General features: G+C 69.2%; 16 protein-coding genes. 11 read left to right on the top strand and 5 right to left on the bottom strand.

Translation table 11 applies throughout. The features are described 5' to 3' along the window. Nucleotides 1-7: 7 nt before the first annotated feature. The gene (locus tag GBZ48_RS30380; RefSeq protein ID WP_174474428.1) at nucleotides 8-916 is read right to left on the bottom strand and encodes a LysR family transcriptional regulator; all 909 of its coding nucleotides are present in this window, start codon (nucleotides 914-916) and stop codon (nucleotides 8-10) included. Between the two features lie 123 nt (nucleotides 917-1,039). Between GBZ48_RS30380 and GBZ48_RS30375 the strand changes: the two genes are divergently transcribed. The 4 genes from GBZ48_RS30375 to GBZ48_RS30360 all read left to right on the top strand — a co-directional run bounded on the left by GBZ48_RS30375 (nucleotide 1,040) and on the right by GBZ48_RS30360 (nucleotide 4,301). Next, nucleotides 1,040-1,885, top strand: a complete 846-nt coding sequence (locus tag GBZ48_RS30375) for a hypothetical protein (protein WP_174474427.1) — start codon at nucleotides 1,040-1,042, stop codon at nucleotides 1,883-1,885. Between the two features lie 44 nt (nucleotides 1,886-1,929). Further along, complete coding sequence (locus tag GBZ48_RS30370) at nucleotides 1,930-2,514, top strand: YceI family protein (RefSeq protein ID WP_174474426.1); 585 nt, start codon at nucleotides 1,930-1,932, stop codon at nucleotides 2,512-2,514. An 88-nt stretch (nucleotides 2,515-2,602) separates the two neighbouring features. Continuing rightward, on the top strand, nucleotides 2,603-3,604 hold the full coding sequence (locus GBZ48_RS30365; RefSeq protein ID WP_174474425.1) for a glutathione S-transferase family protein: 1,002 nt from the start codon (nucleotides 2,603-2,605) through the stop codon (nucleotides 3,602-3,604). A gap of 28 nt (nucleotides 3,605-3,632) precedes the next feature. Further along, the gene (locus GBZ48_RS30360) at nucleotides 3,633-4,301 is read left to right on the top strand and encodes an alpha/beta hydrolase (protein ID WP_174474424.1); all 669 of its coding nucleotides are present in this window, start codon (nucleotides 3,633-3,635) and stop codon (nucleotides 4,299-4,301) included. Here the strand turns inward: GBZ48_RS30360 and GBZ48_RS30355 are convergent. Further along, a complete protein-coding gene (locus tag GBZ48_RS30355; protein ID WP_174474423.1) occupies nucleotides 4,266-5,408 on the bottom strand; it encodes an NnrS family protein in 1,143 nt (380 codons plus the stop codon). The two genes, GBZ48_RS30360 and GBZ48_RS30355, sit on opposite strands and share 36 nt — an antisense overlap. 138 nt (nucleotides 5,409-5,546) lie before the next feature. Here GBZ48_RS30355 and GBZ48_RS30350 point away from each other — a divergent pair, with 138 nt between their 5' ends. The 3 genes from GBZ48_RS30350 to GBZ48_RS30340 all read left to right on the top strand — a co-directional run bounded on the left by GBZ48_RS30350 (nucleotide 5,547) and on the right by GBZ48_RS30340 (nucleotide 7,971). Further along, nucleotides 5,547-6,272: a Crp/Fnr family transcriptional regulator gene (locus tag GBZ48_RS30350; protein ID WP_174474422.1), complete on the top strand. Its 726-nt coding sequence runs from the start codon at nucleotides 5,547-5,549 to the stop codon at nucleotides 6,270-6,272. Nucleotides 6,273-6,416: 144 nt separating this feature from the next. After that, entirely contained in the window at nucleotides 6,417-6,941 is a 525-nt protein-coding gene (locus tag GBZ48_RS30345) for a DUF2249 domain-containing protein (RefSeq protein WP_174474421.1), read from the top strand. A gap of 127 nt (nucleotides 6,942-7,068) precedes the next feature. After that, entirely contained in the window at nucleotides 7,069-7,971 is a 903-nt protein-coding gene (locus tag GBZ48_RS30340; protein WP_174474420.1) for an SDR family oxidoreductase, read from the top strand. Nucleotides 7,972-8,045: 74 nt separating this feature from the next. On the opposite strand, the gene GBZ48_RS36525 is transcribed toward GBZ48_RS30340, so the two are convergent. After that, complete coding sequence (locus tag GBZ48_RS36525) at nucleotides 8,046-8,414, bottom strand: hypothetical protein (RefSeq protein ID WP_246307564.1); 369 nt, start codon at nucleotides 8,412-8,414, stop codon at nucleotides 8,046-8,048. A 612-nt stretch (nucleotides 8,415-9,026) separates the two neighbouring features. On the opposite strand from GBZ48_RS36525, the gene GBZ48_RS30330 reads away from it, so the two are divergent. Further along, nucleotides 9,027-9,689 (top strand): hypothetical protein, encoded by a 663-nt coding sequence (locus GBZ48_RS30330; protein WP_174474419.1) that lies wholly within the window; start codon nucleotides 9,027-9,029, stop codon nucleotides 9,687-9,689. A gap of 35 nt (nucleotides 9,690-9,724) precedes the next feature. On the opposite strand, the gene GBZ48_RS30325 is transcribed toward GBZ48_RS30330, so the two are convergent. Continuing rightward, the gene (locus tag GBZ48_RS30325) at nucleotides 9,725-9,877 is read right to left on the bottom strand and encodes a hypothetical protein (protein WP_158285609.1); all 153 of its coding nucleotides are present in this window, start codon (nucleotides 9,875-9,877) and stop codon (nucleotides 9,725-9,727) included. Between the two features lie 173 nt (nucleotides 9,878-10,050). Beyond that, on the bottom strand, nucleotides 10,051-10,191 hold the full coding sequence (locus tag GBZ48_RS30320) for a hypothetical protein (protein WP_174474418.1): 141 nt from the start codon (nucleotides 10,189-10,191) through the stop codon (nucleotides 10,051-10,053). A 565-nt stretch (nucleotides 10,192-10,756) separates the two neighbouring features. On the opposite strand from GBZ48_RS30320, the gene ubiT reads away from it, so the two are divergent. The 3 genes from ubiT to ubiV are packed head-to-tail and all read left to right on the top strand — an operon-like array spanning nucleotide 10,757 to nucleotide 13,406. Next, nucleotides 10,757-11,473: a ubiquinone anaerobic biosynthesis accessory factor UbiT gene (gene ubiT, locus GBZ48_RS30315; RefSeq protein ID WP_174474417.1), complete on the top strand. Its 717-nt coding sequence runs from the start codon at nucleotides 10,757-10,759 to the stop codon at nucleotides 11,471-11,473. Nucleotides 11,474-11,479: 6 nt separating this feature from the next. Further along, nucleotides 11,480-12,466 (top strand): ubiquinone anaerobic biosynthesis protein UbiU, encoded by a 987-nt coding sequence (gene ubiU / locus GBZ48_RS30310; RefSeq protein WP_174474416.1) that lies wholly within the window; start codon nucleotides 11,480-11,482, stop codon nucleotides 12,464-12,466. A gap of 28 nt (nucleotides 12,467-12,494) precedes the next feature. Continuing rightward, nucleotides 12,495-13,406, top strand: coding sequence for a ubiquinone anaerobic biosynthesis protein UbiV (ubiV, locus tag GBZ48_RS30305; protein WP_174474415.1), 912 nt, complete (start codon nucleotides 12,495-12,497; stop codon nucleotides 13,404-13,406). Nucleotides 13,407-13,413: the final 7 nt, after the last annotated feature.

Genomic DNA, 13,413 nt, shown 5'->3' with positions numbered 1-13,413 from the left:
TTATCGGTCATTCCAACCACGGACAGCGTCCCTCCAGGAGGTCGCGCTCGCGGGTCAGGGCGTCGGCCATGAAGTCGAGGAAGGCGCGGACGCGGCCCATGTGGCGCAGATCCTCGTGGGTCAGCAGCCAGAGCTTCGCGTCGGCCTCCGGCACCGGGTCGCCGACGCGGCGGAAGGCGGGGTCGCGGTCGACCACGCCGCAGGGCAGCAGGCCAAGCCCGATCCCGGCCCGCACCGCCTCCACCGCCCCCGCCACCGAATTGACGCGGTAGCGGACCGAGTCCGCCGGGACCGTCCGCTTCATCCAGTCGGCGAGGTTGGTGTGGTCGAAGGACTCGTCCAGCCCGACCCAGGGGTGGCGGTCGAGATCGCCGCCTTCGCCCGCCTCCTCCAGATAGCCGGCGCCGCCATAGACGGCGAAGGCGAGGCCGGACACCGCGCGGCCGACCAGATTTTCCGGCGGGCTGGTGGTGGCGCGGATCGCCACGTCGGCCTCGCGCCGGGTCAGGCTGAGCGAGGCCTCCGCCGCCACCAGATCGACCCGCAGGTCGGGGTGGCGGCGGCGGAAGGCGGCGATGTGGCGCGGCAGGACGTAGAGCGTCAGGATGTCGACGGTGGTCACGCGCAAGCTGCCGCTGATCCGGGTGTCGCGGCCGGACAGCAGGCGGTTGGCGGCGGCCAGATCCTCCTCCATCTTCTGTGCCACCCGCTGCATCTCGTCGCCCGCCGCGGTCAGCACATAGCCGCCGGGCAGCTTGTCGAACAGGCGTGCGCCCATCGCCTGCTCCAGCGCCGTCACCCGGCGCAGAACCGTGCTGTGGTTCACCCCGAGGACGCGCGCCGCCGCCGACAGCGACCCATGCCGCGCCACCGCCAGCAGATAGCGAAAATCATCCCAATTGCTGCTACCTATCATTTATTCCCGCTCATTCCTGCATATGCTTTTTGCAAATCTCCCGAATTTGCGCTTACCAGAGCACAGGTTAGGGTCCCGACCAAGCGCAACCTGCGCCACCTTATCGAGACCCGGCTTTCCCCCATGTCCGAGCTGCTTCAAGACCCCTTCGTCCAATCCAGCGTGCTGCCGCTGCTGGTCGGCCTGATCCTGGTCGGCGCGCTGCACCTGCTGCGCCGCCCGCTGGCGGCGGCCGGCATCGCCGCCGGCTTCCTGGTCGTCTTCGCGCTGGTGATCGGCCTGCCGGCCCTGCCGCCGCCGTCGAGCATAGGCAAGCTGTTCTGGGCGTCCGCCGCCGGACTGCTGATCGGCGTGGTCGCCGATGTGGCGGGGATCCGCGGCCGGGTCGCTTCGGCCGTGCTGGCGGTCTGGCTGGCCGCGTCGCTGCTGTGGATCGCCCTGCCCGCGCTCGACTCCGCAGCGGCGATCGTCAGCCTTGTCGTCCTGCTCGGCACGGCAGCGTGGGTCGCTTTTGCCCGCGGTTCGGAAACGCAGGAGGGCGAGAGCCCGACGGCGCCGGCCGCCACGCTGCTGGCGCTGGCGCTGGCCGTCGGCGGCACCGCGCTGATCGGCTCCTCGGCCTCCATCGCCCAGATGGCGCTGGCGCTGGCGGCGTCGGCCGGTGGGTTCCTGTTGTGGAACTGGCCGGTGGAGCGCCATGGCTGGGGCCTGTCGGGCCGGGTTGCCACCGGCATCGCCGTCCTGCTGGCCGCCGTGCTGGCCCTGTTCACCCAGACCCAGGCCGCGGTGCTGCTGCTGGCCCTGCCCGCCCTGTTCGCCGGCCATGTCCGCCGCTTCATTCCCCTGGGCGACGGACTGATCGGCCGCGCCGCCTCGTCGGCCGCCGTCACGGTGGTCGCGGTCCTTCCGGCGCTGGTCGCCATCGGCGCGGCCTTCGCGCTGACCGGCGGCGAAGCGTCGCCCTACTGATCCCGCCTTCCTTCCAGTCAATCCTGATTTCCGGAGTTCCGTTCATGAAGAAGACCCTGTTTGCCGCCGCCCTGTTCGTCGCGACGGCGACCGGTGCCGTTGCCCCCGCCTTCGCCGCCCCGGTCAGCTACAAGATCGATCCGGCGCACACGGCGGTCGCCTTCATCGTCAACCACGTTGCCTTCTCCAACGTGATCGGCCGCTTCAACACGGTCGGCGGCGACGTGACCTTCGACAAGGACGCCGTCGAGAAGAGCGTGGTCAACGTCACCATCGACACCGCCAGCGTCGACACCAACCACGCCAAGCGTGACGAGCATCTGCGCTCCCCGGACTTCTTCAATGCGAAGGAGTTCCCGAAGATGACCTTCAAGAGCACGAAGATCGAGAAGACCGGCGACAAGACCGGCAAGCTGCATGGCGACCTGACCATGCTGGGCGTGACCAAGCCGGTGGTGCTGGACATCACCTTCAACAAGGACGGCGTCAGCCCGGCCAGCAAGCTGGAGACCGCCGGCTTCTCCGCCCGCGGCACGGTCAAGCGCACCGAGTTCGGCATGAAGTACGGCGCCCCGGCCATCGGCGACGACATCCAGCTGCTGATCGAGGTCGAAGCGGTCAAGTCCTGATCGCGGGCAGTCTTCGACTGTTGCAGAGTAAGAGGGGCCGGTTCGCCGGCCCCTTCGCATATGTGCCGATTGAACCGGAGGAACCGCGATGCCGCAGCTTGTGAACGGTGTTTGGGAAAAGGGCGACATCGCGGCCAGCGAGATCAAGGGCGGCGCCTTCCACCGCGAGCCGACCCGCTTCCGCGACTGGATCACGCCGGATGGCGCGCCGGATGAGAATGGGCGCCCCACCCTGCCGGCGTCGGCCGGGCGCTATCACCTCTATGTCTCCTACCTGTGTCCCTGGGCCTCGCGCACGCTGATCGTCCGCGCGCTGAAGGGGCTGGAGGGGGTGATCGGCATGTCCGCCGCCGAGCCGGTGCTGGGCGAGGATGGCTGGGTCTATGGCGAGGAGCAGGACGGCGGACCGCGCGTCGGCCGCTTCCGCCACCATTACAGCCTCTATACGGCGAGCGACCCGACCTACACCGGCAAGGTGTCGGTCCCGGTGCTGTGGGACCGGGAGGAAGGCCGCATCGTCAACAACGAGTCGGCGGACATCATCCGCATCCTGAACAGCGCCTTCGATGGGCTGACCGGCAACCGGCTGGACCTCTATCCCAAGCCGCTGCGGCCGGAGATCGACCGCTGGAACGAGCTGGTCTACACGACCGTCAACAACGGCGTGTACCGCTGCGGCTTCGCCAAGTCGCAGGCCAGCTACGACGAGGCGTTCGAGGCGCTGTTCGCCACGCTCGACCGGCTGGAGGAGCGGCTGTCGGCCAGCCGCTATCTGGCGGGGGAGCATCTGACCGAGGCCGACTGGCGCCTGTTCGTGACGCTGGTGCGCTTCGACGCCGCCTATCACGGCGCCTTCAAGTGCAACCTGCGGCGGATCGAGGATTATCCGAACCTGTCGGCCTATCTGCGCGAGCTGTACCAGTGGCCGGGCATCCGCGACACGGTGAAGATCGACGACATCAAGGCCGGCTACTATACCAACCCGGCGATCAACCCGACGCTGATCGTGCCGAAGGGGCCGGCGCTGGATTTCGACCGTCCGCATGACCGCGACCGGCTGCCGGGCAAGGGCATCTGGCAGCGGGCGTGACACGGCAACGGCAGGAAGGGTGGTTTCCATGAGCAGCAGCACATCAGACGGTTCCGGCGAGGTCCTGCGCCTGGCCCCGGCCTCCGGGGTGGCACGGCGGCTGGTCATCCTGCTGCATGGTGTCGGGTCGTCGGGTGCCGACCTGATGCCCCTGGCCCAGGCATGGCGGGGGGCGCTTCCCGACACCGCCTTCGTGGCGCCAAACGCGCCGCAGCCGTTCGACATGGGCAACGGGCATCAGTGGTTCAGCATCGCCGGTGTGACGGAGGAGAATCGTCCCGCCCGCGTCGCCGCCGCCCTGCCGGCGCTGGCCGACCTGATCGAGGCCGAACGGCAGCGGGCAGGTGTCTCCCCCGCCGATGTGGCGCTGGTCGGCTTCAGCCAGGGCAGCATCATGGCGCTGCATCTCGCCATGACCGCCCCGGAGCGCTGTGGGGCGGTCGTCGCCTTCGCCGGCCGCATCGCGGCGCCGGTTCCAACCCCCGACGGGTCGGGCCGGCGTCCGCCGATCCTGATGGTCGGCGGTGCGGCTGACAGCATCATGCCGCCCGCCGTGGTGCAGGCCGCCGCCACGCATTTCCGCTCCGCCGGCTTCGCGGTGGAGGAGCATCTGCTGCGCGGCGTTCCCCACACCATCACCGCCGCCGGTGCGCAGCTCGGCCTAGACTTCCTGCAGCGCGTCCTGCCGTCGGCGTGACCGTCGCGGCCGGGTGAGCAGCACCCCGGCGGTCAGCAGCTGGCCGAGTGTCCAGGCGGTCGCCGCGGCGGTCAGCAGCGTCATCGACGGCCACCGGACCGCCGTCAGGCGGAGAACCGCCGCCAGGGCGATCAGCCCGACGGCGACGGTCGCGGCCGGTGGGAAACGCTCCGGCTCCGCTTCGCGTTGCAGGGTGGTGCGGATCGTCATGGCGCTGGCGAGGATGCCGAGCGCGCCGACCCCCAGCATGTGCCAGCCGGCGGCGGGCGGCAGGCCGGACAACGCCGTGCCGGCGGTCAGCAGCCAGCCGGCGCCGAGGCAGAGATAGCCCAGATGCAGGCTGGCGATCTCCGGCCGGCGCAGCAGCAGATGGGGCTTCCAGCGGGCGAGCCGCAGCAGCGCGCTCGTCCCGGCCATCGCGGCACCCATGGCACCGGCGAGGGGCAGCAGGCCGCTGGTGGCCGACAGCAGGCAGAGGGCGGCCCCGGCGATGCCCATCGCCTCCAGCCTCGGCTGAACCCGGTGCGCGAGGGTGACGCCCTGGCGGCGCAGGGCACCGGCGGTGGCGGCGGGGATGACGCGCCCGCCCATGGCCAGCAGCAGCGTGGCGATCAGCAGCAGGGCGACGGGCTGGCCGTTGCCGGGGACAAGGCCCAGTTCCCCGGCCCAGAACAGCGCCTCGGCACCGAGGAAGGCGCCGATCAGCGGGCCGAACACCGCGTTGTGGCCGCTGCGGCCGGTGCGCAGGAAGGGCAGGCCGGCGACGACGAACAGCAGCAGCGGATAGGCGAAGCAGAGCGGCAGTGCCAGCAGCGGCGGCAGCCCCGGCAGCAAAACCAGCCGGCCGGCGAGCCAGGACAGAAGGGCCACCGCCAGCATAGGACGCGACAGCCGGGTCATCAGGAAGCCGCCGACCACTGCCAGCGCATAGCCCAGCGTCATCTCATGCGCATGTACGGCCGGCGACCAGCCCGCCGGCAGCAGGCCGCCGGCCTGCGCCAGCCACAGCGGGACGGCAAGCGCCGCATAGAGCGCCGCGGCCGGGTACATCGTCCGGTGGGCGCTGGTGACGGCGCCGGAGGCGGCACCTGTAATGGGGGTGGACATGGCGCGGGGTGCTTTCCCTGGGATGCTGCGGCCATTCTGGCGGCATGCCGGATTTCGCGCTTTGACCCGCAACAAACTCGTGCACGAATGGATGGAGATCACGCCCCCCATCACGCACAGCGCGCCAGGACGACCGCCATGCCCCCGCCCCCCGATCCCGCCATCCTGCGCGGCATGCCGCTGTTCGCCGGGCTGGATGCCGAGGCGCTGGCCGAGGCCGTTGCGCTGGCGCGGCCCCGTCTGCATGTCCGCGGCACCGCCGTCTTCAGCCAGGGGGAACCGGCGGCGGCCGGCCATGCGCTGATCGACGGGCGGGTGAAGATCGTGCAGACCGGCCCCGACGGGCAGCAGGTGGTGATGCGCTTCATCGGCCCCGGCGAGATGTTCGGCACGCTGGCGATCTTCACCGACGGGTTCTATCCGGCCGATGCCGTCGCGGTGGCCGATTGCGTCGAGCTGTCCTGGCCGGCCGCCGCGATGACCGAGCTGATGGACCGTCATCCCGCCATCGCCCGCAACGCGCTGTCGATCGTCGGCGGGCGGCTGCGCGAAGTGCAGAACCGCCTGCGCGAGGTGGCGACGGAGCGGGTGGAGCGCCGCATCGCCCACGCCCTGCTGCGTCTGGTGCGCCACGCCGGGCGGCGGGTGGAGGCCGGGGTGGAGATCGACTTCCCGCTGTCCAGGCAGGATGTGGCGGAGATGACCGGCACGACGCTGCACACCGTCAGCCGCACCCTGTCGGCCTGGGAAAGCCAGGGCATCGTCGAGAGCGGCCGGCAGCAGGTGGTGATCCGCAAGCCCCATGCGCTGGTCGCCATCGCCGAGGATCTGCCGTCCTTGCCGCTGCCGGCTGAGCGGAATTGACCGTGATCGGATGCTGGGTCGGCTGAACGCCCGACCCGTTCCGGGGTTTGTGCTGGAGCAAAGAAGGGGGCGGCGATCCGGGCTACAGGGGGACATGGCGATCCTGCCGCTCCCCCACAGACCAGACGGACGACGATGCCGACCATGACCTCTCCCATTGCGCCGACCGCCCCCCACGCCGGGCAGGCCGAACCGGTTCTCGATCTCCGCGCGATCCCGCCCTACCAGCGCCATCAGCTGATCTTCGCGTCGGTGCAGGATCTGACGCCCGGCGACGGTTTCTCGCTGGTCAACGACCATGACCCGCGCCCGCTGCACCACCAGCTGCTCAGCCTGTTCGGCGCCAGCTTCTCCTGGGAGTATCTGCAACAGGGGCCCGAGGTCTGGCAGGTCCGCATTGCCCGGCCCGAGGGGGCGGCGGCGGCCAGCCTGCGCGTGCGCATCGACCGCAACGGCGATGTGGCTGTTGCCGCCGGCGATGCGCGGCTGGGTCCGGACGGCAGCGGCGCCTCGGTCTGCGAGGTGACGGATGTCCCGCCCGGCACGCCGGAGGGGGACGTGCTGGCGCTGTTGCAGGGCGTGATCCCGCCGGCCGGCGTGGTCAGCATCGCCTATGAGCGGCTGCTGGCCCGGCGCAACGGGTCCTGCTGCGGCGGCATGTGCGGCTGAGGATACCGTTCCGCCGATGGCCCGTTTCGCTGATGGGCAGGGTTGCGGCAACCATTTCCGTCCCCGTCCGGTTCTGTGTGCGAGGCATCGCCCCATCGCACACAGCACGCCGGATCAGGAGACAGGCATGGACCGCAAGGACGACACCGTCACGCCGCAGGACCCGCGCACGAAGTATCCGCGCCCGCCCTTCAACGGCCAGTCGCAGCCCTGGCCGGGGCTGGCCCGCGACATGGATCCGCCGCCCGACCATGGCGAGACCAGCTACAAGGGCTCCGGCCGGCTGGCCGGGCGCCGGGCGCTGATCACCGGCGGCGATTCCGGCATGGGCCGGGCCGCCGCCATCGCCTATGCCCGCGAGGGCGCCGACGTCGCCATCAATTATTTCCCGACCGAGGAGCCGGACGCCCAGGACGTCGTCGCCCTGATCGAAGAAGCCGGCCGCAAGGCGGTGGCGATCCCCGGCGACCTGCGCGACGAGGCGTTCTGCAAAAAGCTGGTGGCCGATGCCGTCGCCGGGCTGGGCGGGCTCGACATCGTCGTCTGCAACGCGGCGCGCCAGCAGGCCATCCCGTCGATCCTCGACCTGAGCAGCGAGGAGTTCGACGCGACGATGAAGACCAACATCTACGCCCCCTTCTGGATCATCAAGGCCGCCCTGCCCCACCTGGAGCCGGGATCGGTCATCATCGGCACCACGTCGGAGCAGGCCTACGACCCGACGCCGGACCTCTACGCCTATGCCCAGACCAAGGCGGCGACGATGAACTACGTGAAGTCGCTGGCCAAGCAGCTGGCGGACAAGGGCATCCGCGTCAACGGCGTGGCCCCCGGCCCGATCTGGACCCCCTTGCAGGTCAGCGGCGGCGCCAGCCAGGAGAAGCTGAAGCAGTTCGGCAGCCAGACCCCGTTCGGGCGCCCCGGCCAGCCGGCCGAGCTTGCCAGCATCTATGTCCAGCTCGCGGCGGAGGATGCCAGCTTCACCACCGGCCATGTCTATGGCGCGGCGGGCGGCAGCGGGCAACCGTAAGGAAGGCTCCTTCGGCGGAGGATGGAACGGCGTGGAACGTTTTCCGGCGGATGTTCCACCGCCCGGCCACCCCTCTACCGGCGCCCGGAGAAGGCGTCGGCAGCCCGGCGGCCGACCGGGCCGGGGTTGAGGTTCGGGTACTCCTCGTACTGGTTGACGGTCCAGGGGAAAACGCCCTTCGGACCCTCCGCCTCCGGCTGGGCGACGACGGCGGCGACCATGGCCGGGCTGGGTGGATGGCGCTCGCGCAGGGCGCCGGGGATGTCGTCGTCGAGTTCGGGGACGGTGACGGCGGGCGGGTCCTCCGGGCGGGGCGCCCGCGGCCTGTCCTCGGGCCTCGCCGCCGGTCCCTCCTCCGCCCCCACCTCCCGGCTGTCCAGCGAGGCGGTGCGGGCGCTCCCGAGACCGGGGATGAGGCCGAGCCGTTCGGCCAGCCAGCGCACGGTGGCGGGATCGCCGACGCTCGATCTGCTCGGCCACCAGCACCCGCAGCGAGGACAGGCGCAGTTCGGCCTCGCGGTTCAGCGCCTGCCGCTCCCACCACACCCTGTGACGGAAATCCTGGGAGCCGTAATAGGCGCGCCACAGCGTCGTCCGGCTGCACCCCATGGCGCGGGAGACCTGAAGGAAGCTGTTGCCGCGCGCCAGCATGCCGGCGGCCATGATCCATTGTTCCTCATGGAACTGCGATCCGGGCACCAGCGAGCCTTCGGCAGGCGTCGGCGGCTCTTCGGCCCAGCGGGGGAAGTTGTCACCGGTGAAGCTGCGGGGATCGAGAGGCATGGCGTGGCTCCGCGACTGAGGGGACATTCGCGAAGAGATTATAGGAAATTATTCTCCTGAGGATATTTTTCGCAAAGACGGGTTGGAGATGGTTCTCAGACCCTTCCCGGCAAAATGCCGGGACCGACCGCGCCGGCAAACGCATTGGTTGTTTTCGATAACTTTGCCGCGAGTGTTAACTTGCGAAAGCAAGTATGATTAGAATTGCCCTCGTCAATCGACGCGACGCCGCCTGGGCGCTCACCCGTCAGTCACGAGAATGAGGGTCTCTGATGGCCAGAGTACAGATTCCATCCGTTCCAATATATTTCATGGCCCCGAAATGGGGCAGGGAGCTGGCGGGCGGCGGTGGCGGCACATCCGTCCATGTGATCATGGGGCCCGGCGCCATTGCGTCTTCCAACTACGGCAGCAAGCCGCAGAGAAATTCCCCGCGCTGCATCACCGCTTTGAGAAGAGACCATCCGAAGGTCAAGTGGATCGCCGGCCATCTGTTGAACGACAACATGGGTGGACCGGGGGTGAGCGAAAACCTGACGCCCCTTACCGCAACGACGAACAAGCGCCACAGTGCGGTAGAGTTGAAGGTGAAGGAGCTTCTGATTATTTCCAACCAGTTCTTCAATATCGACAAATCCGAGGTCGAGAAGGCCATTTCGCGGGCCGTCACGGAGAAGGATAAACGGGCGGAACTGGCAAAGCTGTATGTGCATGCGATAGAGATGAAGGTGATCGTCAGCAATACAAAAATGACGATGCCCGTCCTGGACAAAAAGACAGGAAGAACCAAGGATGTGGATGTCAAGGCCCCTCATGCCATCCAGGTCCGTGCGAAGGCCATCAGGTACGATTGTACCGAGGCCGGAAACTGGGTCAGGAGCAAGAGCAGCCCCGATATAACCAAGGCCGTCAACAGGGTGATCAGAAACGAATAGGGACAGTGTCCCGTCGCCTTCGGCGCATGCCCCTTTCACCCCATCATGTCTTCGCCGGACCGCCGGCGGGCGGATGCGGCGGCCCTTGCCCCGGCGGTTTTCGGCGGCGGAGCGATGCAGAGGTCGAACCCGGCCAGCAGGCCGAGGCTGAGGATCGACGTGGCGGCGCTGATGCAGAGGATGGTCATGGGATCGCTCCGTCCGAAAGGGCTGATATCTCGGTGCCATTCAATCGACCGGGGATGGTCGGCGGCGATGGGGCGATCCTGGACGCATCCGGCTTCCGGTGCTGTGAGCGGTGCCACAGCCCGGCTCATTCCGAAGCACGGATCGGGCGGCGCCCGGCAGCTTCGGCGGGTGCTTACCGCCTGCTGGCTTCCTTGTCCTTCTTTGCCTGCTCCTCCTTCGCCCGATCGTGATGCCACTTGATGGCGAAGAACATCCCCGTGCCCAACACGATGATCTTGAACGGGAAGAAGACCAGAGGGAACCAGTCGTACATTTTGAACATCTCCAGAATACGACGCTGTCTTTCGTCAGGGGAAACCGACGGGAGTCGGGTCGGGCGCGGGTCCTTGTCTGCGGGCGGAAGACAGACGGCTGGGTTGGCGTGGCTGTACCGGAGAGGCGGCCACTCCTGTTCGGATGACATTGCATGGCTCTCCTGGAGGAAATCCAAGCAATTAATGCATACAATGCGCAACTGTATGCTCCGTTGAGACCTACAATGTCAACAGATATGCATGCAATGCTCCGTTGAGATTCATACAGTCATCGAAGGCACGGCGGATGGCTCGGCCGGAAAACTGGCCGCTTGGCGCGATCCCCCACCGCAATCCCCCAGCCCAATCCCCTGGCAGGCCCCGGCGGTCCTTCGGGTCGCTGCGCTGAAACACCGCATCGGCCGGGAGGATCGCCGGCTGTACGACCTGAGCGGCCGCTCCGGGTCGGCGAGCGCAGCCTGACGCAAGGGCTTTTTCAAGCTTGAACTTGACCGAGGTCAATGACGTCAGGCGGTTGCCGGCTTTCATGGGCGGCGGAATGACCGATGAGGAGGGAAGCCGCCCATGCGCGATCCCGATGTCGCACAGACTGTTTCCAATTCCCCCGCTGGCGAGCGTGCCCGCCGGTTCGAGACCGGATTGAGCCGGGCCGGGCTGGGGCTGGTGCCCAGGCTGGGGCGGCGGGCCAGCGATGCGTTGCTCGCCCGGCTGCTGCGGCTGCTGGCCGACCGTCATCCGCGCGCCTTCGAGGCCCTGCGCGAGATGCCGGACGCCCGCGTGCTGATCGAGCCGGTGGACGCGCCGGTCGCCCTGCTGATGCGCGTCGGGCCCGAGCTGTCGCTGCATGCCCTGCCCCGTGGAGCGGATGGGGCGGGCGAGGCCGCTGCCGCCGACGCGGTGGTGCGCGGGCCTTATGACAGGCTGCTCGACCTGCTGGAAGGGCGGATCGACGGCGATGCGCTGTTCTTCCGGCGCGAGCTGAGCATTTCCGGCGACACCGCGCTGATCCTCGCGCTGCGCAACACGCTGGACGGCGAGGACGAGATGGATCTGGTGGCCGATGCCGCCTCCATCGCCGGGCCGCTGGCCCGCGCCCTGCCGGTGCTGCGGCGCAATGCCGGGCCGGTGCTGGACCGGATCGACGCGGCGCGCCGGCTGCTGCCGCCGCCGCTGCGCCGCGGGATCGAGCGGCTGGAAGCACGGCTGGAGGCACGGCTCGGCGGGACGGCGGGGACGCCGCCAGGCGGGCTGCCGGGGAAGTTGCCGGGTACGGGGGCGTAGGGGATCATGGACAATTTCGAACTGATCTGCCCGGCGGGGACGCCGGCCGCCTTGCGTGCCGCCGTCGATGCCGGGGCCGATGCCGTCTATCTCGGCTTCCGCGACGAGACCAACGCCCGCAATTTTCCGGGCCTGAACTTCACCCGGCAAGATGTGGCCGACGCGGTGGATTACGCCCATGCGCGCCGGGTCGAGGTCTATGTCGCCATCAACACCTATCCGCAGGCGGGCAATCTCGGCCCCTGGCGGAAGGCGGTGGACGATGCGGCGCGGCTGAAGGTGGATGCCGTCATCCTGGCCGATCCCGGGCTGCTGGACTATGCGGCGAAGCGCCATCCCGACCTGCGCCTGCATCTGTCGGTCCAGGCGTCGGCCGCCAATGTCGAGGCGATCCGGCTGTACCGCGAGGCCTTCGGCGTGCGCCGGGTCGTGCTGCCGCGTGTGCTGACGGTGCCGGAAATCGCCAGGCTGAATGCCGAGATCGACATCGAGACCGAGGTGTTCGTCTTCGGCGGCCTCTGCCCGATGGCGGAGGGGCGCTGTTCGCTGTCCTCCTACGCCACCGGCCTGTCGCCCAACAAGCAGGGGGTCTGTTCGCCGGCCAACCATGTCCGCTACGAGCAGCGGGGCGGGTCGCTGGCTTCGACGCTGGGCGGCTTCACCATCAATGTGTTCGGCGAGGGCGAGCAGGCCGGCTATCCGACGCTGTGCAAGGGTCGCTTCGTCGCTGGGGACGGGCCGGCCTACCTGTTCGAGGAGCCGACCAGCCTCAACGCCATGGATCTGCTGCCGGAGCTGAAGGCGGCCGGGGTGCGGGCGCTGAAGATCGAAGGGCGGCAGCGCGGCAAGGCCTATATCGCCGCGGTGGTCCGCGCCTATCGCGAGGCGCTGGAAACATTCGCCGCCGGCCGGCCGGTGCCGCACATCGATCTGCAGGCGATGGTCGAGGGCGGGACCCAGACCACCGGAGCCTATACGCGCGCGTGGCGGTAAGCCCGGGTGCGCTGAGGAGTTTCAAGGAATGACTGCGTCACTCACTTTGGGGCCGGTGCTGTTCAACTGGCCGGTCGACCGCTGGCGCGACTTCTACGCCCGCATCGCCGACGAGGCGCCGGTGGACACGGTGGTCGTCGGCGAGATCGTCTGCTTCAAGCGGGCGCCCTTCTTCGCCGAGGCGATGGGCGAGGTGATCGAGCGGCTGAGCGCCGCCGGCAAGACGGTGTGGCTCGCCAGCCCGATCCTGGTCGGCAGCGAGCGCGAGCGTTCGGCGATGCGCGATCTGGTGGGGTCGGATGCCGGGCTGCCGGATGGTGGCTTGGTCGAGGCGAACGACATGGGGGCGCTGGCGCTGCTGGCCGGGCGGCCCCATGCGGTCGGGCCGACGATCAACGTCTACAACGAGGCGACGCTGGGCTGGATGGCCGGGCGCGGGGCGGTGGCGGTGTCGCTGCCGGCGGAACTGCCGGCGGCCACCGTCGCCGTGCTGGCGAAGGCCGGGCGGGAGCTGGGGATCGGGACCGAGGTGCAGGTCTGGGGGCGGGCGCCGCTCGCCATCTCGGCCCGCTGCTATCACGCGCGCGCCCATGGGCTGCACAAGGACGGCTGCCAGTTCGTCTGCGGCAACGACCCGGACGGCATGCCGGTGACGACGATGGACGGCCAGCCTTTCCTGACCGTCAACGGCACCCAGACGATGTCGCACGGCTGCCTGTGCCTGGCGGCGGAGATGCCGGCGCTGGTGGCGATGGGGGTGGACCGCTTCCGCCTGTCGCCGCAGGCGATGGACATGGTGCGGGTCGCCGAGGCGTTCCGGGCGGTGCTGGACGGGCGCCGCGACGGGGCGGAGGTCGCCGCCGAGCTGGGCGGGCTGATCGACGCGCCGCTGGTCAACGGCTTCTACCACGACACCGCGGGGGCTCTGCGGGTGGCGTGAGGGGGGT

Origin of the sequence: Azospirillum melinis (assembly GCF_013340935.1) — a bacterium.
Taxonomy (GTDB): Bacteria; Pseudomonadota; Alphaproteobacteria; order Azospirillales; family Azospirillaceae; genus Azospirillum; species Azospirillum melinis.
Note: the sequence above shows the minus strand (reverse complement) of the source record. Positions and strands in the feature narration are given on the sequence as shown.